The organism is Corynebacterium halotolerans (assembly GCF_050107895.1).
In the GTDB taxonomy this organism is placed as follows: domain Bacteria; phylum Actinomycetota; class Actinomycetes; order Mycobacteriales; family Mycobacteriaceae; genus Corynebacterium; species Corynebacterium halotolerans_B.
In genome coordinates, this window is sequence record NZ_JBNILW010000009.1 from 61,701 (window position 1) to 83,280 (window position 21,580).

Genomic DNA, 21,580 nt, shown 5'->3' on the forward strand with positions numbered 1-21,580 from the left:
GGTAGCTCAGCCCCTGGCCCAGGCCCCAATCACGCCAGGCACGACTGGTCCGCGATCACCGAGCAGGGCCGCGATATTGCCCTCCTCCTCGACAGAGCTGGTGATGGTCCTGACCTTGCCGGTCTTCCCCTGGGCCCCACCTGCGCCAGCCATCGGCGCGCCCATCATCGGCATCATGCCCCGCGCCATTCCCGCTCCGGTTCCCCGGCCTCCCGCGGCAGCGGAGCGGGCCGGCCCGCCGTCAGGCCCCACCCCGCTGCCGGCTGCGGCGGCACCCGGACCACCGGGCACGACACCGCCCCGTGAACCGGCTCCCCCGAGCCCGGGCGCGGTGCCGAGGCCACCCCCGCGCCCCGCCGGGCCTCCACCGACGCCGCCCACGCCACCGAACCCGCTGGTCCCCCGCCCCGACTGCCCACCAGTCTGTGAGCCACCGGCCGCTCCCATCAGCGGCGCACCCATCCCGCCGAGCGGCATGGAGTTGGTGGTTGTCGCCGCGGGTGACAAGCCGGGTGACACCGGCGAGCCGGACAGTCCGCCACCGGCCGGCATCACACCAGGACCACGGACTCCGCCGGCCCCACCGACGGCTCCCAGCCCGCCAGGCAGCCCCACCGTCCCCGGGATCCCGGACGACGGGGAGCCGATTCCTCCCGCCATACCTGGCCGAGTCCCGCCGACCATGCCCAACGGCATACCGGTACCAGACAGACCACCGGGCAGCCCTCCCCCTGCTGTGCCTGCACCCGTACCCATACCCGGCAGAGCAGGTACTGACGTGGCCGGGGAGCCGAGACTGGCGGCTCCGGTGCCGAGGTGATCTGCGGTCAGGTGGCCGCCCGGTTCGCTTCCGGTAGCCCCGACCGTGCTCAACTCGCCGAGTCCCTGGTTCACCGCACCGAACTGACCGGCGGTCATGAGCTGCCGCGCGGTGTCCACTGCACCGGCGGCCGAACCCGCGGGACTGAGTCCTGTCACTTCCGCTGGCCCGTCGCCTTCCACATCAGTCATTCCCAGTGCCACCTCACCGCCGCCGTCGACGGAACCATCGATGGACATCAGATTTCGGATCGGTGGAATCCCCGTGGCCACGGACGCGGTGAAGCTGGCCGGGAACGAAGCCAGGAAAGCCTGTTCCGCAGCCTCTCGTTGCACCGGATCCGCGATTGCCGCCAGGGCCGTCCGGGCCAGGTTGACCTGCACGTTGCCGTGGCTTTTGATGCTGGTCAACTGCCGCACGGAGGCCGCCATGATTCCGGAGTTCCGGGCAAAAGTGTCCCCGGCCTGGGCGACCTCGGAAATCTTCTGGACAGCGGCATCAATGACCTCGCCGGAGTTATCCCCCGTCAACTTGCCGGCGACGCTCTTCAAGCCCGCCGCCACCCCGGCGATATTGGTCGACATCGCCTGCCAGGCCTGTCCTGCCGCGATCGACGCCCCGATCTTGGTGGTGGAGAAATCCGACGCCAGCTGATCAATCGACAGCGCCGGGGACACCATTGGCGGGGTGAAGCTGAAGTTCTCGAAACGTGGCATGGGGCGCTGCGGAAAGAACACGGAATCGGCCCCGACACTTCCTCCCTCATCAGCGATGTCCATACCCCGGGAGACGAACATATTCTGCCCCGTCAATGCTGCGCTGCTGGCGATCAATGCCTGGTGGAGCCAGCTGATCTGCTCGGCATAGGATTCCAGTACCCCCATCGCAGACCCAGGACCGCCGTTGAGCACCGCCCCGTGCCCCGCGCCGAGCTGGTCCAGACCGGAGACCCCGGAATAGCTGCCGTTGAGGGTTGCTTGCCGAGCGTTTTCAAGAACTCCCTGCGCGGTTTCATCGAGCTGAGCTAATTCAGCAACGGCTGCGTCAATTGAACTACTGTTGATATTGATTTCCATGTTTAGACTCCCCCAGTCTCGTGATGGATGTTCCCCAAGTACTCGATGGCAATTTCACAAAGCTCATCTCGTTGATCTGTTCTGCCTCGGTCCTTGAATAGAACCGTCAACCGCCCTTGGGTTGTGTGGACGGCCGAAGTACAGGAATTTGCATCCTCCCCTCCCATGTGATGGGTATAGACCCCAGGCACATGAGAGACAGGAGATGCGTCCAGTAAAAGACCTCGTTCGACAATGCGCTGATATGGCACTTTATCTGCCGTTACCATGAAGAACCCGTTGCTATGCAGTGGGTTTCCGCTTTTGAAGTTGCACGACACCGACCCGCCCGGGTCGTAGTAGGGCTCCCCGAAAGCCTCGACGAAGCCGACTGCCTCATACACCTCCCGGGAGATTTCCGTGCAGGGATTGAACAGTTCGAACTCGTCATTGTCTGCGTTGAACTCCCCGAGGGTGATCAGGGCACTGGTTGTTTCCGGTGCGCTGCCGGACGCCGAGGATACGGCAGAGGCGGTGTCCTGCCTGGTCTGTACGTCCTGTGGAATGCCACAGGACGTACAGACCAGGACTGCGGTGACCATTGCCAACGAGATTGAATACGGCTGCCGGACACGGTTGAACTCAGCCAGGTGCATTCAAGTAACCCCCCATAATTACTCTCACGACGGAACGCCCCGTGAAATCGACAGGGGTCACCCCCTGCTGTTGTCCCGGAGACGGTTACCGCATGACTCCAGATGAAAACGTGCGGTCCGTCTGCCACCCGGCTCCGGGGTTTCCGGAGCCGGCCCAGCAGCCGTACTCACCTACTCCGACTCGCCTCAATACCAATCGGTTCCCGGCGCGGTGATTCTTTCTGCCGTCGCAGCCCAACACATAAGGAACGGCCGGCACCGACAAGCGGGACCGGCCGTTCGCAGTGGTTACCTGGAGCGGTTAAAAGTTGAGGTTGCCTTCAAAGGTGACATTGCCGATCCGGAACTCAGCGTCGGAGAGATTCCAGTTGCTGGTGTCGAAGACATAGGGGATGACCGTGGTGGCTCCCGCCCCCAGCGGTAGGTCCAATCCGGATTCCATACCTGAGGTTTCATCACTCACCATCGGAATTTCCTCTCCACCGATGCGCAGCGTCGGCCCTTCGATGACATCCGGGGGAACCGGGACATCGTTGAGGTTCTCCATCTTGACGTGGATCACGGCGTCACCGGTCATCGGCGCCGAGCTGGCCCCGTACATGGTCCACTCGACGTTGAGACCGGGGTCTTCCACCGGATCGACGGCATTGTCGGCGGACACCGGCGCAACGTCTTCCGGGACGAACGCATCGGAGGGGGAGGCGGAATGAGAAGCCTGCGCATCCTCAGATCCGGTGTCCCCGTTCCCTGAGCAGCCGACGAGAAACAGCAACGGACCTGCCACAAGGGTGGCGGTGAGGCGATTCAACTTCACGTGAGCTGAGTCCTTTCTGGTGCGGACATGGGGCCCTTCAGCGGGGAACTGTCGGGCAAGACCTGCTACCTGCGATAGTTTAACCGACGTGCCGCTCTTTCCCTGGCATGGCATAATCACCTTTTTGCTGTCGTCGCCACATTCGGTGACAATTGTCTGTCCCCATCCTCTCCCACACTTTCTTAGGAAGATTCCCCCGTGCGTTCTCTGGCACGAATTCTGCGCAGTGCTTCCGCACTGTGGCCCTTCTATCTCGGCGTGATCCTGACTTCGATCGTCGTCGCCGGCCTCGGTCTGGTCTCGCCATTCATTCTGCGGGAAGCCACCGACACGATCGTCGCGGCGGTAGGCGGCGACGTCGCGGCGGGTTCGGTGACCCGCACCATCGTGCTCCTCGCGGTCGGCCTGCTCATCGCGGACCTCGCCACCACCGTCATGACCAACCTCGGGGGGTATATCGGTGACGTGATGGCCGCCCGGATGCGGCAGATCCTGTCCACTCGCTACTACGCCAAACTTCTGGCACTCCCGCAGCGCTACTTCGACAGGCAGTCCACTGGCACGGTCATTGCCCGCCTGGACCGTTCGATCACTTCGGTCACGCAGTTCCTGCAGTCGGTGTCCAATAACTTCTCCCCCATGGTCGTCACCGTGATCGCGGTGCTGATCATCACCGGCTGGTACTACTGGCCGCTGACCATCCTGCTGGCCTCGATCTTCCCGATCTACATGTGGCTGACCGCGAAGACCAGCGTGAAGTGGCAGGCACTGGAGGCCGAGAAGAATGAGCAGGTCGACCTCGCCGGAGGCCGCTTCGCCGAAGTCGTCGGCCAGGTCAAGGTGGTCAAGTCCTATGTCGCGGAAATCCGGGAGCTGGCCACGTTCGGCGGCCGCTATGGCCGGACGGTGAAAACCACCCGGGGGCAGTCCCGTTACTGGCATCAGATGGACTCGCTCCGTGGCGGGGCGATGAACCTGATCTTCTTCGGGATCTACCTGGTGCTCTTCTACCGCACGCTGCACGGCTATTTCACCCTCGGTGACATGGTCATGCTGATCACTCTGGTGAACATGGCCAAGCAACCGGTGTTCATGATGAGTTTCCTGGTGGATGCCGCCCAGCGGGCGATCGCCGGTTCCAGGGACTACTTCAACGTGATGGCGGAGGATTTCGAGCCCACCGCCAACCAGCAATTGATCGCGGCCACCGAGTCCTCGGATCAACCGGCATTGACAGATCATGCCCCGACGCCGCTGCCGGTCACCGAACCGGTGATCGGCTTCGATGGGGTCTCCTTCTCCTATGAGGAGGGCGAGCCGGTGATCCGGGAGGTCTCGTTCACCGCGGCGCGCGGACAGCGCATCGCCCTGGTCGGTGAGTCCGGGGGCGGGAAGTCGACGCTGGTGAACCTCATTCTGGGGCTGTACCAACCGGACGAGGGAAGCCTGGAGATCTGTGGGCGCGACGTCCGGGATCTCTCGGCGGCGCAGTTGCGGGCCAGCGTCGGCGTCGTCTTCCAGGAGGCCAGTCTGTTCTCCGGCACGATCCGGGAGAACATCACCTACGGCCGTCCCGGCGCCACCGACGCCGAGGTGATCGGCGTCGCCAAGCGTGCCAACGCGCACGCCTTCATCAGCGCCTTCCCGGACGGCTATGACACCGTCATCGGGGAGCGTGGCCTGCGGCTGTCCGGTGGACAGCGTCAGCGCGTGGCGGTGGCCCGGGCGATGCTGAAGGACGCCCCGGTCCTGATCCTCGATGAGGCGACCTCCGCGCTGGACACCCGTTCGGAGCGGGCCGTGCAGGCCGGCCTGGAGGAACTGATGGTGGACCGGACGACTCTGATCATCGCGCACCGGTTGTCCACGATCGCGGACGTGGACACCATCGTCACCCTGGAAAACGGCCGGGTTGACGAGGTCGGTTCCCCAGCCGAGCTGGCGACCTCCGGGGGCATCTACTCCCAGCTGCTGGCGCTGACGGCCTCCAGCGACGCCGCGGACCGCAAACGCCTCAAGCAGTTCGGTCTCGTCTCCGATATTCCCGCAGAAGATGACCCGGAAGACAGTGAGGAGCAGCTCTGACACCGGTCTCGTCTGCCCGACGGGCGTCGGAGCATTGAGCAAAACCTGACCGGTCCCGCACGGCAACTAGAATGCGGGGCATGCAGATACCTTCGCTTGATGTCCTGAGAAACCGTCAGACCCGGAAATGGACCGTCTATGACGATGACGTGATTCCGTTGTGGATCGCCGAATCCGATTTCGCCACGGCGGAACCGGTGCACGCCGCGATCCAGGATGCAGTGGATCGGGAGGCCTTCGGCTATTCCCCCGCCGGGGACGAACTCCAGCATGCGCTGTCGGACTTCTATGCTGACCGCTTCGGCTGGCGGCCGGACCCGGCGCGGATCTTCGCGGTTCCGGATGTGGTCCGGGGGCTGATGTTGAGTGTCAAGTATCTGACGCGACCGGGCTCGAGCGTCATCGTCCCGACCCCGGCCTACATGCCGTTCCTGGATCTACCGGAGGCCGCCGGCCGGGAGATGGTCACCGTCGACTCCTACAACGGCCTGGATCTGGCCGAGGTGGAACGGGAATTCGCGGGTGGCGCCGGCTCCCTGGTCCTGTGCAGCCCGCACAATCCACTGGGCTACACCTACACCGAGGATTTCCTCCATGAGTTGGTCGCCTTGGCCGACAAATATGACGCCCGGATCCTCGCCGACGAGATCCACGCTCCGCTGCAGTACGAGGGCACTCATCTGCCGGTCGCCAACATCTCGGAGCTGGCCGCCCGGGTGTGCATCACCGTCACCGCCACCTCCAAGGCGTGGAACATCGCCGGTCTCAAGTGTGCGCAGGTGATCTTCTCCAATGACGATGACGTGGATGCCTGGCAGCAGCTCAACGGCGTGATCAAGGATGGCGTGGGCACCCTCGGGGTGTTTGCCGCCACCGCCTGTTACTCCGAGGGCCGGGAGTTCCTGGATCAGCAGGTGGCGTACCTGCGGGACAACCGCGACTGGTTGGTGGAGAACCTGCCGGCCCGGGTGCCGGGGCTGCAGGTCTCCAATCCGGTGGCCACGTACCTGATGTGGCTGGACTTCAGCGGAACCGCTCTGCCCGAGGAGTACAAGGACCGTCCGGCAACCTGGCTGCGCCAGCACGCCAAGGTCGCCATGAATGAGGGCGTCACCTTCGGACAGGGTGGGAAGGGCTGCGCCCGGTTGAACTTCGCCACCTCCCGGGAGCTGCTGGAAGAAGCGGTCGACCGGATCGCAACCGCCATCGGGCAGGCCGAAGACGCCGGGTAGCTGGGCGGTCGGCCGGCTCACGGGGCCCGACTGTGGTTGGTTTCACAAACAGTCCTGCAAGGGGCCTCATTCTTCTCTACGCTTAGGTCTTATGAGCGAGAAACCGAGCCGTGATGACCGCCCCGAGGTTGGCGCGCACACCGAAGCCAGCTCCCCCGACCCGACGTCCGAATCCACCCCCGGCCCGGGCCTGTCCACCGGTCCCCGGGACGGCTCCTCTCCCGAGCACCACGAGGAACATCAGCCGTTGATCAGCGGGGCCACGGAGGCCGCCGGCGATCCCGGCCCGGGGCTGTCGACAGGCCCACTCGACGGTCCAGACGCCGAGGAGGTCCGCGTGCCCCGCCCCGTCGTCGACGCCGCGGGACACATCATCGAGCCGGGTTCGGAGGAGTTCGATACCCCGGCCCCGGCCCCCGGCGACGCCCCGTGGGAGCGCAAGAACCTCCAGTGGTACAAGGACGCCGTGTTCTACGAGGTACTCACCCGTGCCTTCTACGACTCCGATGACACCGGCACCGGCGACCTGAAGGGGGTGACCGCGAAGCTCGACTATCTGGAGTGGTTGGGCATCGACTGCCTGTGGCTGCTGCCCTTCTATGATTCCCCGCTCAAGGACGGCGGCTATGACATCCGCAACTTCCGCGAGGTGCTGCCCGAATTCGGCACCGTCGAAGACTTCGTGGAACTGGTCGACCACGCCCACCGGCGTGGCATCCGGCTCATCACGGACCTGGTGATGAACCACACCTCCGATCAGCACGCCTGGTTCCAGGAATCCCGCCACGACCCGGACGGCCCCTACGGTGACTTCTATGTCTGGAGCGATGACCCGGAGCGCTACAGCGACGCCCGCATCATCTTCATCGACACCGAGGAATCCAACTGGACGTGGGATCCGGTCCGCAAGCAGTACTACTGGCACCGGTTCTTCTCCCACCAGCCGGACCTGAACTACGACAATCCGGAAGTCCAGGAGGCCATGCTGGACGTCATGCGCTTCTGGCTGGATCTGGGACTGGACGGCTTCCGGCTCGACGCCGTGCCCTACCTCTTCGAACGCGAGGGCACCAACGGTGAGAACCTGCCGGAGACCCACGCCTTCCTCAAGCGGGTCCGCAGCGTCATCGAGGAGGAGTACCCCGGCCGGGTCCTGCTGGCGGAGGCCAACCAGTGGCCCCAGGACGTGGTGGAGTACTTCGGTGACACCCCGGAGGGCAACGAGTGCCACATGGCCTTCCACTTCCCGCTGATGCCGCGGATCTACATGGCCGCCGCGCAGCAGTCGCGCACCCCGATCTCGGAGATCCTGGCAGATACGCCGGAAATCCCCTCGACCGCGCAGTGGGCGATCTTCCTGCGGAACCACGACGAGCTGACCCTCGAGATGGTCTCCGAGGATGAACGCGCCTTCATGTACAAGACCTACGCCAAGGACCTTCGGATGAAGGCCAATGTGGGCATCCGGCGGCGCCTGACCACCCTGCTCAACGCCGACCGCAACAAGCTGGAGCTCTTCCACGCCCTGCTGCTGTCCCTGCCCGGTTCCCCGGTGCTCTACTACGGCGATGAGATCGGCATGGGCGACAACATCTGGCTCTTCGACCGCGACGGCGTGCGCACCCCGATGCAGTGGTCCTCCGACCGCAACGGCGGTTTCTCCCGCGCGGACCCGGAACGGCTGTATCTGCCACCGATCCAGAACGACCAGTACGGCTACGCGATCTACAACGTCGAGAACCAGCAGAAGCGGGAGAACTCGCTGCTGCAGTGGATCCGCGCGCAGATCCACATCCGCAAGCAGTACCGGGCCTTCGGACACGGCAGCTTCCGCGAGGTCGACTCCACCAACGAGTCGGTGCTGTCCTTCATCCGCGAATACAAGGGGGAGAAGGTGCTCTGCGTGAACAACCTCTCCGATCACCCCCAGGCCGTGTCCCTGCAGCTGCCCGACTTCGCCGGCGTCCACCCGCGGGAGCTCTCCGGATGGGCGCCCTTCCCGGTCATCAGCAAGCAGCCCTGGGTGGTCACCCTGGCCCCGCACGGCTTCTTCTGGTTCGACCTGGCTCCGGAGGAGGACTGATGGACCATCTCGCCCGCATGCTCGCCGAGGCCCGCTTCTATGGCGCGAAGTCGGAGCCGATCGACGCCGTGACGGTCCTCCGTGAAGCCCCGGCAGCCGGTGGCACGCTACTGCTCCTGCAGGTCCGGCACGGCAGTCAGGAAGACCTCTACCAGGTGCTGGTCGATGAGCGGGGCGAGGACATCCTCGCCGACCCCGACGTCGCCACCGCCTACGGCACGTCCCTGCTGAGCGGGAACCCGCCGGGATTCGGACGCCTGCACAGCACAGTGGAGCTGCCTCAGGGCCTGTCCGGACGGGTGATTGAGGGCGAACAGTCCAACACCTCCCTGATCTTCTCCGAGGACGGCGCGGACCGGGTGATGGTCAAGATCTTCCGCAAGCTCGAGCCCGGCGTCAACCCGGACGTGGAGCTGCTGTCGCAGATCCCGGACTGCCCCACCATCGCCCCGGTGCTGGGCTGGGTCACCGAAGAGATCGACGGTGAGGACCATGTGCTGGCGATGGTGCAGGACTTCGTCGCCGACGCCCAGGACGGCTGGCGCTTCGCCCTGGGTTTCGCGGGCCGGGGAGCCAACTTCGGCGCCGAAGCCGATCTGCTCGGCGAAGCCACCCGCAGCGTGCACACCGCACTGGCCGAGGCCTTCGCCACGGCGGAGGTCAGTGGCAGCGAGCTGGCCGAGGACCTGGAGGCGCACTTTGAGGAGTTACTCTCCCGTGCCCCGGTGCTGGCGGAGTTCGCGCCGGCCGTCCGCGAGCGCTACCGCGCGCTCGGCGATCAGCGGCACACCGTTCAGCGTATCCACGGCGATCTGCACCTGGGTCAGGTGCTGCGTACCCTGGAAACCTACGTCCTCATCGATTTCGAGGGTGAGCCCGCCCGGCCGCTGGCTGAGCGACGCCGCCCGGACTCGGCGCTACGCGACGTCGCGGGGGTGATCCGCTCGATCGACTATGCCGCCCACTTCCCCGCCCGGGAAGGAGCCGACGGTCCCACGGATCCGGCGGAGTGGGCCGCCCGCGCCACCCGGGAGTTCCTCTCCGGCTATGGCGTGGAACCTTCCCCGCTCCTGGATGCGTATGTCCTGGACAAGGCCCTGTACGAGGTCGTCTACGAAACCGACAACCGGCCCGACTGGGTCGATATCCCGCTCGCCGCGGTCAACCGCCTGCTCGGGGACGGCGGACATTAGTCACCCTTCCCCGTGCGGAACGCTGCCCCACCAGGCGGCTCCCCGGAATCCTGCCCCTTCACCGGGGCTTTCCCCGGTCTCGTGGTAGTTGCGGGCGAAGACATGAAGTACCCTGACAGGCATTCCTTTTGCCGTCTATCTGTGAGGTCCGCCGCTTATGTCGACTCCCAAGGCGCCCACGAAGAAATCTCCGATGCTCATCGTCATCACGGCGCTGATGCTGTTCTCGATGTTCTTCGGCGCCGGTAACCTGATTTTCCCGCCCATGTTGGGCGCCCAGGCCGGGGAGAACTTCCTGCCCGCCATCCTGGGTTTCCTCGGCACCGGCGTGCTCCTGCCGGTGTTGGCCGTCATCGCCATCGCCCTCTCGGGAAACAACGTCCGCGACCTCGCCCGCCGTGGCGGCTGGTTGTTCGGCCTGGTCTTTCCGGTCCTGGCGTACCTGTCGATCGGCGCCTTCTACGCGCTGCCGCGTACCGGTGCCGTCAGCTACTCCACCGCGATCCAGCCCGTGCTGGGCACCGAGGGGATACTGGCCTCCGGCATCTTCAACCTGATCTTCTTCGGCATCGCCTTCGCCCTGGCGTACAACCCGAATTCCATCGTCAACAACCTCGGCAAGTTCCTGACTCCGGTGCTGCTGGTGCTGCTGGTGCTGCTGGTTGTCCTTGCTATGATCAACTTCGACGGGGTTCCCGGTTCCCCGGACGCCAAATACACCGAGGCACCCTTCCCCACCGGCCTGGTGGAGGGTTACCTCACGATGGACTCGATCGCCGCCCTGGCCTTCGGCATCATCGTGATCTCCGCGCTGCGTTACAAGGGCATGCCGGAGGGGAAGCCGCTGGTGCGCGGCACCATTGCTGCCGGCCTCGTCGCCGGTGCCCTGCTGGCGGTCATCTATGTCGGCCTGGGATTCATCGGCCAGTACATCCCGGATCCCGGCCAGTACGAGGACGGCGCCGGCCTGCTCGCCGATGCCGCCCTGCTGATCATGGGCACCCCCGGTCAGCTTGTTTTCGGCCTCATCGTGCTGTTGGCCTGCCTGACCACCGCGGTCGGGCTCATCGCCTCCACCAGCGAGTTCTTTGAAACCCTGCTGCCGGGTATCCAGTACAAGGTCTGGGCGGTCATCTTCTCGCTGATGTCCTTCGCCCTGGCCACCCTGGGGCTGGACACGGTGCTGGCCATCGCCGCGCCGGTCATCGGCTTCCTCTATCCGTCCGCGATCACCCTGATCTTCATCACCCTGATCCAGCCGCTGTTCCGCGGGAGGGTCCGCTTCCACTGGACCTACCGCGTCGCCATCTGGGTTGCCGTGGCCTGGGCCGCGCTGATGACCTTCAACAGCCTGGGTTGGGGCACAAGTGCCATCGAGCCGCTGATCGCCTGGTCGCCGATGCATTCCGTCGAGATGGGGTGGGTCCTGCCCACCCTCATCGGTCTGGTGATCGGCCTGGTCATCGACATCGTCAGACCCGCGCCGGGGGCGGAGCAGACCCCCGATGCCGCTGTCCGGGAGCCGCAGGAGCAGGTGGAGGCCTGATTCAGGGCCACCGGCCAGCGGGAATAAGTCCACCTCTGACAGAGTTGGGTGTGTTGAACGCCCGAATTCTAGTCAAAGGTGGATTTCTTGTCTCTCCCGCTCTCTGTGATTGATTTCTGCACGGTCTACCCCGGCGAGGAGGTCCGGCAGAGTTTCGCCCGGTCAGTGACACTGGCGCAGGAGGCTGAGCGGCTGGGCTACTCGCGTATCTGGTACTCCGAACATCACAACATGAAGCACATCGCCTCCGCGGTCCCGGCCGTGCTGATCGCCCACATCGGCGCACAGACCGAAAAGATCCGGCTGGGGGCCGGCGGGGTGATGCTGCCCAACCACGCCCCCTACGCCATCGCCGAGCAGTTCGGCACCCTGGCCGAAATGTATCCGGACCGCATTGATCTGGGTCTGGGGCGTGCCCCGGGCACCGACATGAACACCCTGCGCGCCCTGCGCCGGGACCCGTCCGCCGCGGAGGGTTTCCCGCAGGATGTCGTCGAGCTCAACGGCTACCTGACGGGCCGGTCCCGCATTCCCGGTGTCCAGGCGATTCCGGGGGCGGGGACGAACGTTCCGCTCTACATCCTCGGTTCCTCGATGTTCGGCGCGCAACTGGCCGCGAAGCTGGGGCTTCCCTACTCCTTCGCCTCGCACTTCGCACCCACCCACCTGCAGGAAGCCGTGAGCTACTACCGCAACAATTACGAGCCCTCCGACCGCTTCCCCAACCCCTATGTCATCGCCGCGGTCAACGTGACCGCAGCGGACACTCAGGAGGAGGCCGAACGCCAGACCGAGGGGGTGCACCGCGAGCGGGTGCGTTCCATGGCGGGGCGCGGTCGCTTCCTCTCCGAGGAGCAGCTGGATGCGATCATCAATTCCTACCAGGGACAGCAGATCCTGGACATGCTCAAGTTCACCGCGATCGGTACCGCGGACAAGATCCGCACCGAGCTCAACCAGTTCGCGGAGCTGGCCCAGGCCGATGAACTGATGATCTCCCTGCAGGGCACCAGCCACGAGGAGGCAATGCGGTCCATGGAGATCCTGGCTGAGGCCTGGGATCTGGACCCGGCCGATACCGCGGGCGTGCCGGGGCAGTAACCGGTCCACGAGCGTAAAAATATGTCGCGTTCGGGCAGATCACGCACGGCCACGCACCGGCTTCACCCGATCACGACATATTCTCTTCCTCGCAGCCGCCACTCGAGGCCCGGCACCCAATGCCCGGCACGAGCTTCAGCTAGATATTCCACTCCTCCTGGTCCCGGGGCCGGGACTGCTCGACGATGCGGAAGCGGCGCTGCATGTCCTTCGCCTCGTCCTCATCCACCATGTCGCCGACCACGCCCAGGTCACCGCCCACCACGACATTGCCCGGGATGACGATATTGCCGTCCTCATCATGTTCGAGCACCGGGACGGGCAACGGGTTGCCCTCCTCGTCATAACCCGGAGCAGGACGGGACTCATGGGCCTCGAGCTTTTCCGCGGTATCCGTCTTGTCCCATTTCCGGGTGCGGATCTTCCGGCCGGCGGCGGCGTCATCGCTCATACCCTTGATTAGCGAGTACATCATCACGAACTGCATCAGGAAGAAGGGCAGGGCCACGATGATCACCACCTCCTGCAGGGTGGCGATGCCGGACTCGGGCGAGATGATGAGCAGTGCCCCGGCCACGGCGCCGATCGCCAGCGCCCAGCCGACGCGGTAGTAGGTCGGGGTCTGATTCTCCTCACCCGTGGCGAACATGTCGTTGACCATGGCCGCTGAGTCGATCGAGGTGATGAAGAAAATGACGATCACCGCAAGCGCGAACACCGAGGCGATGCCGGTGATCGGGTACTGCTCCAGCAACCCGAACAGTGCGAAGGGGACGTTGCCCTCCTCCACCACCGGTTCGGTCAGAATGCCCGGCTCGGCGCGTTCCACCTCGATGCCGGCCCGGCCGAAGACGGCGAACCAGATCACGGCGAAGATCGCGGGCAGGGCGAGCACGCCGGCGATGTACTGGCGCACGGTCCGGCCCCGGGAGATCCGGGCGAAGAACATCCCCACGTACGGGCTCCAGCAGATGGTCCAGGCCCAGTAGAACACGGTCCAGGTGCCCTGCCAGCCGGGATTCTCGGCGAAGGCGTCGGTCCAGAACATCAGGGCAGGCAGGGTGTCGGCGTAGATGCCGAAGGACTCGATGATGTGGCGCAGCAGGATCAGGGTGGGACCGGTCAGCAGGATGAAGACCATCAGCACCACGGCCATGCCGACGTTGATGTTGGACAGGAGCTTGATGCCGCGGTCCAGCCCCGAGGCCACGGAGAGACAGCCGACCACCGTGATGACCAGGATGATGAGCAGCTCGACCCAGCCGACCATGGGGGTGCCCCAGAGCAGGTTCATGCCCGCGTTGATCTGCAGGACACCGAGGCCGACGGAGACGGCGATGCCGAAGGTGGTGCCCACGATCGCGAGGATGTCGATCAGTTTCCCCGGCCACTCGTAGATCTTGCCACCCAGCAGCGGGGAGAACACCGACGACAGTCGGGGCGGTAGTTTCCGCTTGTAGATGAAGTAGCCGAGCGCCAGTCCGGGCAGGGCCAGAATGACCCACATGTGGATGCCGAAGTGGTAGAAGGTGTAGGCGAAGGCCTGCCGCACGGCGTCATTGGACATCGGGTCAGCGTTGTTCTGCGGCACGTTGAAGGCGTGGTTGATCGGTTCCGCCACGCCCCAGAACATCAGGGTGGCGCCCAGGCCGCCGGCGAAGAGCATGCAGAACCAGACCACCAGCGGGTACTCGGGTTCATCGTCGTCATCGCCGAGTTTGAGGCGCCCGTAGCGGGAGGCGAAGATGCCGATCAGGAAGATGAACGCCACCGAGACCCCGCCGATGTAGAGCCAGCCGAGGTTGACCATGAGGGAGTCGGCGACGTTCGCGAAGAGGATCTGGGCGTTCTCGCCGAACGCGATGGTGGCCACGACGAAGATGACGATGAACCCGACTGCCCCGAGGAATGTGAAGGGATCTGATTTCAGTCCGAGGACCGTCTTCTTCTGCCCCGACCCGGGTTCGGGTCCGGTTCCCGGCCCAGGTTCAGGCTCCGTACTGGTTATATGATTCATAGCTCACCTTTTCAGGTCAAGGGGACATTCACAAAGAACCTAGCTTATCCACCTGCACCTCCGGCTTCCGGTTCTGGAGCAGTTCCGCCAGCTCAAACGGTCGCGGAGTCACGTCGTGGGGCAATCCGACGGTATAGGCGGAGACGGCTTTCCGGGTTGTCGGATTCGTTCCCACCCGCTGTGGGACATGTTCCGGCAACAGGGTGACGTACGATTCACCCCGCGACCACAACTGCACCGTGTCCAGCTCCGCCACCGGAAAGCTGACCCCACTGTGTCTGATGCGCACCTGGTCATCCACGACCAGCACCGGCCGGGACTTTCGCCACAGCACAATGACGAGGCTGAGGACCGCCAGCACGATGCCGAGCGCCGGTGCCGCGGCGGCTACCGCATAGGCGTGCGACCAGGTTTCCGCGGTCTGGTCCGCCTGCTCCGCCAGCAGTCCGACGAGGATCGGGGTGAGGACGAGCACGAAGATGATGCAGATGAGCACCGCGCGGGACCGCGCCAGGGCGGGCGCTCGGCGACGCACAGTGATCGGTTTCGTCCTCATGGCGGTTTAGAGTCTAGATCATCCCAGCAGAATTGAGATGACGACCAGCACGGGGAAGGACGCCAGGGTGGACAGCAGGCCGGCGTCCCGGGCCAGGTTTTCAGCCGTCCGGAAACGCAGAGCGTAGGTGTAGACGTTCTGTGCCGTCGGCAGCGCGCCCAGCACCACCGCCGTGAGCAGGGCCTGGCCTTCCATCCCGAAGAGGAAGTGCGCCAGCAGTCCGGCGACGACCGGCATGAGCACGACCTTGAACACGGTGGCCAGGACCGCCGCCAGTCGGCCTTCCCGCAGGATTGCACCCCCGGACAGGGACATGCCGAACACCAGCAGCGCCAGCGGCACCGACGCCCCCGCGAGGATGCCCACCGGTTCAGTGATCACCTCCGGCACCGGGAGGGCGAAGAAGGAGACGAGCATGCCGATGATCGCCGCGAGCACCATCGGATTGGTCAGCGGGGAGACGATCAGGTTGCGCAGCAGGTTCGACTGTCTGGAGGAGTTGGCCACGTCCAGGGCGGTCAACGCGACCGGGGCGTAGAAGGCGACCTGGAAGAGAATGACGGGGACCACCGCGGCGGCGTCGTCAAGCACGTACACGGCCAGCGGGATACCCAGGTTGCCGGCATTGGCGTAGGAGGACGAGAGCATGCCGATGATGCTGTCCGCGGTACCGCGCCGCAACACGGTGCGGCACACCAGAAAGAAGGCGAGACCGGTCAACAGGGCGGAGGCGACGATCACGATGAAGTTCGTGGACAGGATCTCGGCCGGGTCGGTGGTGAGCAGCCGGTCGAAGAGCAGCGCCGGGGTAGCCACCAGGTACACCAGGGAGGCCAGGGCCTGTCGGCCGCCCCGCCCCAGACTGTTTCTCCGACCGAGGACGAACCCCACGGCGATCACGATAAAGACCACCGAGAACCCCATGAGCACCTGTTGCATGGTGGGTTATTCTGCCACGCCGTTCCTTCCCAGGATGTCTCGGACCACCTCCGCGAGGTGCTGCGCCCGGTGACCGGTGCCCTGGCTGATGTGGGTGCGGCAGGAAAAGCCGTCCGCGATCACCGCTCCCCCGCTGTGCGACGCCGCCTGCTCCCGCACCCGCGGGAACAACTCCCGCTCGCCGAGGGCGAAGGACATCTCCGCGTGACCCGGTTCGAAGCCCCAGTTGCCGGCCAGCCCGCAGCAGCCGGAGGCGATCTGCTCCTCGTCCACACCGAGGGCCGCCAGCAGGGTGGCGGCGTGGTGCGGGTCGCCGAGGGAGCGCTCGTGGCAGTGCACCTGGGTCAACGCGGTCGTCTCCCCGGCAGCGATCTCGCCGCGGTCCACCAGTTCCCTGAGCCCGGGCGCCACGACTTCCGCAAAGGGCCGGGTCAGCTCTGCCAGCCGGCGCAGACCCGGGTGGTCGGAGAGTTCCGCGGTCTCCTCGCGCAGCATGACGGTGCACGAGGGCTCCAGACCGACCACCGTCAGATTCTGGTCCAGGTAGGGCTTCATCACGTTCGCGGTGTGCTCGAGCACCTTCCTCGCCGCGCCCAGCTGGCCGGTGGAGTGCCAGGTCAGCCCGCAGCAGACGAAGCCGTCCGGGACGACCACGGTGAACCCGAGTGCCTCCAGCACCTCCACCGCCGCCCGCGCCGGCCCGGTGTCCAGCGCGGAGTTGAAGGAGTCCGGCCACAGCACCACGGTCTCCCCGCGTACCGACGCCGCGTCCGGCCGGCGTCGGCCCCGGTGCCAGCGCCGCAGCCCGACCGGGGCGAAGTCGATCAGCGGCCGCTTCGCCAACCCACCCACCCGGCGGACGACTGGTGCGGCCAGCTTCGAGCCCATCACCGCACCGATCACCGTGGGCACCAGCGGGAGGCGGTGCGCGAGGTAGCCGAGCAGCGGCAACCATCCCATCATGTAGTGGGCCCGGGGTCGGATCCGCCCGCGGTAGTGCTCCTGGAGGAACTCCGCCTTATAGGTTGCCATGTCCACGTTGACCGGGCATTCGGAGGCGCACGCCTTGCAGGACAGGCACAGGTCGAGGGCCTCTTCCACTTCTGCGGACCGGAAGCCCTCGGGCAGGGTCTCCCCGCGGAACATCTCGGACAGGATCCGGGCCCGCCCGCGGGTGGAGTGGACCTCGTCGCCGGTGATCTGGAAGGACGGACACATCCCGCTCTCCTCCGAGCGGCAGGCGGACACCCCCACGCAGCGGTTGACGGCATTGAGCATGGAACCGTCGTCCTGTGAGAAGTTGTGCACCGGGGTGATCTCCAGGGCGCGCTGTGCCGGTTCCATACGCAGTCCCTCGGTGACCCCGTCCGCCCACACCAGCACGCCGGGATTGAAGATCCGGTCCGGGTCGAAGATCGTCTTGAACTCCTCGAAGAGCCCGCGCATCTCCTTCGTGTACATCGCCGACAGCAGCGCCGAACGGGCACGGCCGTCGCCGTGTTCGCCGGAGAGCGAGCCGCCGAAGGAGGCCACCAGCTCGGCCGCCTCCCCCATGAAGGCGTGGAAGTCCCGGATGCCGGCGGCCGTGTGGAAGTCGAAGCTGATGCGCACGTGCACGCAGCCCTCGCCGAAGTGGCCGAAGGGGATGCCCTGGTAGCCGTAACGGTCCATCAGATCGTAGAGGCCGCGGAGGTAGTCGGCCAGGTGCTCGGGCGGGACGGCGGAGTCCTCCCAGTTCGGCCACGCCTCGCCCCCGTCGGGCAGCCTGGTGACCAGTCCCGCCGAGGCCTCGCGGATCCGCCACAGTTCCCGCATCTCCCCCGGGTCGGTGACCACCACATGGTCGATCGTCGGCAGCGCGGTGGCCACGGCGCCGGCCAGGTCCATCGCCTCGGCCAGCGTGTCGCCGCCGGTCTCACAGTAGAGCCACCCGCCGGCGGCCAGTCCCCTGCGGTTGCCGGGCAGGTTGGCTCCGGCATCGGCCTGGCCCTGCTTGCTGCGCAGGGCGTCCAACAGATCGCCCCCCATCCCCTCGATGGTGGACACCCCGGGCAGCCGGAGCGAGGCGGCGGCACGTGCGGCGTCGAACACCGTGTCAAAGGCCAGCACCACCAGCGCGGTGTGCCGTGGCACGGGCACGAGATTGACCGTCAGCCGGGTGATGACGCCGATGGTGCCCTCGGTGCCGGCGATCGCCTTGGCCATGTCCTGTGCCAGGTAGTGCAGTCCATAGCCGGAGACCTGCCGTGGGAAACGCCCCAGTTCGTCGTCGATGAGCTCGACATTGTCGGTGTAGAGCCGATGCAGCGCGGCGTCGATCTCCGGGTCGTCGCAACCGTGGACATCCACGGTGACCTCCCGGCCGTCGGCGAGCATCAGGGTGACGTCCACGAGGTTCTCGGCAGCCGTGCCATAGGCGACTGAGTGTGAGCCGCACGCGTTGTTCGCCACCATGCCACCGATGGTGCAGCGCGAGTGGGTGGAGGGGTCCGGCCCGTAGGTCAGTCCGTACTCGGCGACTGCGTCGCGCAGCGCATCGCAGACCACGCCCGGCTCGACGGTGGCGGTGCGGGCCTCGGGGTCCACGGCCAGGATGCGGTTGAAATACCGGGAGGTGTCGATGATCAGCCCCTCCCCGATGGCGTTGCCCGCCACGGAGCTGCCGCCGCCGCGGCCGACGATGGACCAGCCCTTCGCCCGGGCCACGGCGATCCCGTCCCGGACCTGGGTGGTGTTCCTGGGCTCCAGCACCGCCGCAGGCACCCGCCGGAAGATCGAGGCATCCGAGGTGTATGCGGCCCGGGTCATCATGTCCGTGCGCATCCCGGACTGGGTCTGCCTGGCGTAAACCTCCGGCGAGAGCCGGGTGAAGTGGATGGTGGTGCTCGGCGGGGTGCTCATGTCGTGGTCCCTGGTTCCTCGCAGAATGGCCGGAAATATCGTGTCTGAGTAACATGTTACATGTCAGCGAGGCCGATCGTGCGATAATGGCTCCATGGCCCTCTCCCAGAATCCCTCGTTGACCGAACAGGTCATGGACTATGTACGTCGTGCGGTCGACTCCGGGGAAATGGTCACCGGTGCGTGGTACAGCGTCTACCAGCTCTCCGAGGTCCTCGGCATCTCCCGCTCACCGGTGCGGGACGGACTGCTCCGACTGGAGGAGGCCGGACTGGTGCGGTTCACCCGGAACCGGGGCTTCCAGATCGTGGCGACCACCCCCACGGACGTGGCCGAGATATTTTCCCTCCGGTTGGCGATCGAGCCCCCGACCGCGTTCCGGGCGGCCCGCCACCGCACCAGTGAACACCTGGCCGAGGCCGACCGGTTGCTGGGGCTTCTGGACACGGCGGCGGAAAAGGAGGATGCGGCGGCCTTCTTCGCCCACGATGAGCAGCTCCATGACCTCCTCCTGAAAATGGGTAACAGCAGCCGGGGCCGCGAGATCGTCTCCCGGCTGCGCACCCACACCCGGCTGCTCGGAGTCAGCACCGCCGGAACCTCCCGGTCGCTGCGCGACATCTACGCTGAGCACCTCCCGGTGCTCGACGCCATTCGGGACCGCGACGCCGACGCGGCGCGCGCCCGGTTGCACGAACACCTCACGGTCACCGGCCAACTGTTGGTGGCACAGTCCCTGCGCCAGGGCGGCGTGGCCGAGCCGGATCTGGCGGCTGAGGTCACCCGCGTCTGGGACAGCCACGCGGCAGGTTCCCTCCCCTGAGTCCGTCCCCGGTGACCGCCCCGCCCACCCGAGGAGCTGGGCGGGATCCGAATGCGGGAGCAGACTCAGTCGCTGATGGACACGACGGTTCGCAGGCCGTCACTGGGTGCCGCGAACTCCTGGGCCAGGTCCGCCAGCTTGATGGGGCCGCTGAGGATCTGCTCCCAGGGCAGCCGCGAGCCGTTGGCGGCGAGGAAGTCGACGGCCTGCCGCAGATGGCGGGGCTCGTAGTTGTGCACTCCGGTGACGGTGCGCCAGCCGCGGACCAGCCATTCCGGGTCAATACCCACCTCAGGGGAGGGCGTCACGCTGCCAGCCAGCACGGCGGTGCCACCGATGGCCAGCGAGGCGAGACAGCTGCGCACCCCGGCGTCGGCGCCGGAGAGCTCGAGGGCGACGTCGATGTCCGCCGGTGGATCGCCCTGGTCCAGGCTGGCATCGGCCCCCGCGGCCAGCGCCAGCTGACCACGGGCCGGAGTCGGATCGAAGGCCAGAACCTCCGCCGCTCCGCGGGCCTTCGCCGCGGCCACCGCGATCAGCCCCAGCATGCCGACGCCGTTGACGAAGACCCGGCGGCCGCGCAGATCACCGGCGGCTTCCAGCACCGCCATGACGGTGGCCACCGCGCACCCCGCGGTCGAGGCCACCGCATCCGGCACCGCATCCGGCACCGCCACCACCGCCACGCCCTTCGGCAGGTGGATGTGGGAGGCGTAGGTGCCGGAGAGCGGCCAGCCACCCCGGGCCGATTCGTGACCGACCTTGGCCACCGTGCTGCACTTGGCGCTGAGCCCACGGCGGCAGTGCCCGCACTCCCCGCACACCGCGGTCACCGCGAAGACGACACGCTGGCCGACCGGCAGATCCGCGTTCGTGGCCTCCACCACGCCCACACCCTCGTGCCCGAGCACCGAGGGGCAGGCACCCGGACGCCTGCCGCTGACGGTGTGGCGGTCGGAGCCGCACACGGTGGCGGTGGTCATCCGCACCAAGCTGTCACCTTCAGCCAACTCCGGAACCGCGAGGCCCCGGGATTCGAAGTCGGCCCCGCCGGTCCACAGCATGGCCTGGGCTCGCACCACTACTTCCTCACCGCTTCGGGCAGGTCCGCCACGGAATCCAGGACCAGGTGCGCACCCTCGGTCCCGAAGTCCCCGCGGGTCAGGTGCCCCGTGAGCACACCGACGGAAGTGACCCCGGCGCGTAGGGCGGACTGGACGTCGGCGGCGGTGTCGCCGACGCTGACCACCGTGGCCGGATCATCGATCCCGAGGTTCTCCATGACCTTGAAGATCATGTCCGGCTCCGGCCGCCCGTCCCTGACCTCATCGCCGCAGGAGGAGGCGTCGAAGGTCTTCCTCGGTTCCCACCCCATCGCGCTCAGGATCAGATCCGCGATTTCCCGGGAGAAACCGGTGGTCAGTGCCACTTTGATGCCGCGCCCCCGCAGGGTGGCCAGGGCGTTTTCGACGCCCGGCAGCGGTTGCGGCGGGTTCTCGGTGTAGGTGCGGCGCAGCTCCTCCCGGAACCAGGCCCAGGCCTTCTCGTGCAGCTGTTCGGTGACCTCGACGCCACCGATGCGCAGCAGGTTCCCGATCGCCCATTTCTTCTCCGTGCCCATCCACTGCTGGAACTGGTCATCGGTGTAACGTGCCCCCTCACGTTCGGTGGCCTCCCGCAGGACGCGGTAGACCTCGTCCCGGTCGTCGATGGTGGTGCCTGCCATATCGAATACGGCGAGTTCAATCATGTTCGTGTT

Annotated in this window: 16 protein-coding genes; 7 read left to right on the plus strand and 9 right to left on the minus strand. The window is 66.2% G+C overall.

Annotation, left to right across the window (positions count from 1 at the left end):
• Positions 1 to 6 precede the first annotated feature (6 nt).
• The 3 genes from ACQCVD_RS10175 to ACQCVD_RS10185 form a co-directional block, all read right to left on the minus strand.
• Positions 7 to 1,896: a hypothetical protein gene (locus ACQCVD_RS10175; protein ID WP_426823646.1), complete on the minus strand. Its 1,890-nt coding sequence runs from the start codon at positions 1,894 to 1,896 to the stop codon at positions 7 to 9.
• A 2-nt stretch (positions 1,897 to 1,898) separates the two neighbouring features.
• The gene (locus ACQCVD_RS10180) at positions 1,899 to 2,477 is read right to left on the minus strand and encodes a DUF3558 family protein (RefSeq protein WP_426823647.1); all 579 of its coding nucleotides are present in this window, start codon (positions 2,475 to 2,477) and stop codon (positions 1,899 to 1,901) included.
• 355 nt (positions 2,478 to 2,832) lie between these two features.
• Positions 2,833 to 3,345, minus strand: coding sequence for a hypothetical protein (locus tag ACQCVD_RS10185; RefSeq protein WP_426823648.1), 513 nt, complete (start codon positions 3,343 to 3,345; stop codon positions 2,833 to 2,835).
• A 198-nt stretch (positions 3,346 to 3,543) separates the two neighbouring features.
• Here ACQCVD_RS10185 and ACQCVD_RS10190 point away from each other — a divergent pair, with 198 nt between their 5' ends.
• The 6 genes from ACQCVD_RS10190 to ACQCVD_RS10215 all read left to right on the plus strand — a co-directional run bounded on the left by ACQCVD_RS10190 (position 3,544) and on the right by ACQCVD_RS10215 (position 12,585).
• A complete protein-coding gene (locus ACQCVD_RS10190) occupies positions 3,544 to 5,430 on the plus strand; it encodes an ABC transporter ATP-binding protein (RefSeq protein WP_426823649.1) in 1,887 nt (628 codons plus the stop codon).
• Between the two features lie 80 nt (positions 5,431 to 5,510).
• Positions 5,511 to 6,662, plus strand: coding sequence for a MalY/PatB family protein (locus tag ACQCVD_RS10195; protein WP_426823650.1), 1,152 nt, complete (start codon positions 5,511 to 5,513; stop codon positions 6,660 to 6,662).
• Between the two features lie 91 nt (positions 6,663 to 6,753).
• Positions 6,754 to 8,745 carry a maltose alpha-D-glucosyltransferase gene (gene treS / locus ACQCVD_RS10200; RefSeq protein ID WP_426823651.1) on the plus strand — a complete coding sequence of 664 codons (1,992 nt, stop codon included), beginning with the start codon at positions 6,754 to 6,756 and terminating at the stop codon, positions 8,743 to 8,745.
• Positions 8,745 to 9,938 (plus strand): phosphotransferase, encoded by a 1,194-nt coding sequence (locus ACQCVD_RS10205; protein ID WP_426823652.1) that lies wholly within the window; start codon positions 8,745 to 8,747, stop codon positions 9,936 to 9,938. Before treS ends, ACQCVD_RS10205 begins: the two co-directional genes overlap by 1 nt.
• Before the next feature lie 157 nt (positions 9,939 to 10,095).
• Complete coding sequence (brnQ, locus tag ACQCVD_RS10210) at positions 10,096 to 11,484, plus strand: branched-chain amino acid transport system II carrier protein (RefSeq protein WP_426823653.1); 1,389 nt, start codon at positions 10,096 to 10,098, stop codon at positions 11,482 to 11,484.
• A gap of 87 nt (positions 11,485 to 11,571) precedes the next feature.
• Positions 11,572 to 12,585: an LLM class flavin-dependent oxidoreductase gene (locus tag ACQCVD_RS10215; protein ID WP_426823654.1), complete on the plus strand. Its 1,014-nt coding sequence runs from the start codon at positions 11,572 to 11,574 to the stop codon at positions 12,583 to 12,585.
• Between the two features lie 139 nt (positions 12,586 to 12,724).
• On the opposite strand, the gene ACQCVD_RS10220 is transcribed toward ACQCVD_RS10215, so the two are convergent.
• Genes ACQCVD_RS10220 through ACQCVD_RS10235 form a run of 4 tightly spaced genes read right to left on the minus strand, consistent with a single transcriptional unit; the run spans position 12,725 to position 18,998 of the window.
• Positions 12,725 to 14,602: a BCCT family transporter gene (locus tag ACQCVD_RS10220; RefSeq protein WP_426823655.1), complete on the minus strand. Its 1,878-nt coding sequence runs from the start codon at positions 14,600 to 14,602 to the stop codon at positions 12,725 to 12,727.
• A gap of 28 nt (positions 14,603 to 14,630) precedes the next feature.
• Complete coding sequence (locus ACQCVD_RS10225; RefSeq protein WP_426823656.1) at positions 14,631 to 15,158, minus strand: hypothetical protein; 528 nt, start codon at positions 15,156 to 15,158, stop codon at positions 14,631 to 14,633.
• A gap of 18 nt (positions 15,159 to 15,176) precedes the next feature.
• The gene (locus ACQCVD_RS10230; protein WP_426823657.1) at positions 15,177 to 16,097 is read right to left on the minus strand and encodes an AEC family transporter; all 921 of its coding nucleotides are present in this window, start codon (positions 16,095 to 16,097) and stop codon (positions 15,177 to 15,179) included.
• A gap of 6 nt (positions 16,098 to 16,103) precedes the next feature.
• Complete coding sequence (locus ACQCVD_RS10235) at positions 16,104 to 18,998, minus strand: FAD-binding and (Fe-S)-binding domain-containing protein (RefSeq protein ID WP_426823658.1); 2,895 nt, start codon at positions 18,996 to 18,998, stop codon at positions 16,104 to 16,106.
• 94 nt (positions 18,999 to 19,092) lie between these two features.
• Here ACQCVD_RS10235 and ACQCVD_RS10240 point away from each other — a divergent pair, with 94 nt between their 5' ends.
• Positions 19,093 to 19,821 (plus strand): GntR family transcriptional regulator, encoded by a 729-nt coding sequence (locus ACQCVD_RS10240; RefSeq protein ID WP_426823659.1) that lies wholly within the window; start codon positions 19,093 to 19,095, stop codon positions 19,819 to 19,821.
• Positions 19,822 to 19,886: 65 nt separating this feature from the next.
• On the opposite strand, the gene ACQCVD_RS10245 is transcribed toward ACQCVD_RS10240, so the two are convergent.
• Positions 19,887 to 20,885, minus strand: coding sequence for an alcohol dehydrogenase catalytic domain-containing protein (locus ACQCVD_RS10245; protein ID WP_426823709.1), 999 nt, complete (start codon positions 20,883 to 20,885; stop codon positions 19,887 to 19,889).
• A 17-nt stretch (positions 20,886 to 20,902) separates the two neighbouring features.
• On the minus strand, positions 20,903 to 21,571 hold the full coding sequence (locus ACQCVD_RS10250) for a phosphonatase-like hydrolase (protein ID WP_426823660.1): 669 nt from the start codon (positions 21,569 to 21,571) through the stop codon (positions 20,903 to 20,905).
• Positions 21,572 to 21,580 lie beyond the last annotated feature (9 nt).

Coding starts and splice junctions, on each gene's coding strand:
- ACQCVD_RS10175 (WP_426823646.1), bottom strand. CDS start 1,896: ATGGAAATCAATATCAACAGTAGTTCAATTGACGCAGCCGTTGCTGAA.
- ACQCVD_RS10180 (WP_426823647.1), bottom strand. CDS start 2,477: ATGGTCACCGCAGTCCTGGTCTGTACGTCCTGTGGCATTCCACAGGAC.
- ACQCVD_RS10195 (WP_426823650.1), top strand. CDS start 5,511: ATGCAGATACCTTCGCTTGATGTCCTGAGAAACCGTCAGACCCGGAAA.
- treS (WP_426823651.1), top strand. CDS start 6,754: ATGAGCGAGAAACCGAGCCGTGATGACCGCCCCGAGGTTGGCGCGCAC.
- ACQCVD_RS10205 (WP_426823652.1), top strand. CDS start 8,745: ATGGACCATCTCGCCCGCATGCTCGCCGAGGCCCGCTTCTATGGCGCG.
- brnQ (WP_426823653.1), top strand. CDS start 10,096: ATGTCGACTCCCAAGGCGCCCACGAAGAAATCTCCGATGCTCATCGTC.
- ACQCVD_RS10220 (WP_426823655.1), bottom strand. CDS start 14,602: ATGAATCATATAACCAGTACGGAGCCTGAACCTGGGCCGGGAACCGGA.
- ACQCVD_RS10225 (WP_426823656.1), bottom strand. CDS start 15,158: ATGAGGACGAAACCGATCACTGTGCGTCGCCGAGCGCCCGCCCTGGCG.
- ACQCVD_RS10230 (WP_426823657.1), bottom strand. CDS start 16,097: ATGCAACAGGTGCTCATGGGGTTCTCGGTGGTCTTTATCGTGATCGCC.
- ACQCVD_RS10235 (WP_426823658.1), bottom strand. CDS start 18,998: ATGAGCACCCCGCCGAGCACCACCATCCACTTCACCCGGCTCTCGCCG.
- ACQCVD_RS10240 (WP_426823659.1), top strand. CDS start 19,093: ATGGCCCTCTCCCAGAATCCCTCGTTGACCGAACAGGTCATGGACTAT.
- ACQCVD_RS10245 (WP_426823709.1), bottom strand. CDS start 20,885: ATGCTGTGGACCGGCGGGGCCGACTTCGAATCCCGGGGCCTCGCGGTT.
- ACQCVD_RS10250 (WP_426823660.1), bottom strand. CDS start 21,571: ATGATTGAACTCGCCGTATTCGATATGGCAGGCACCACCATCGACGAC.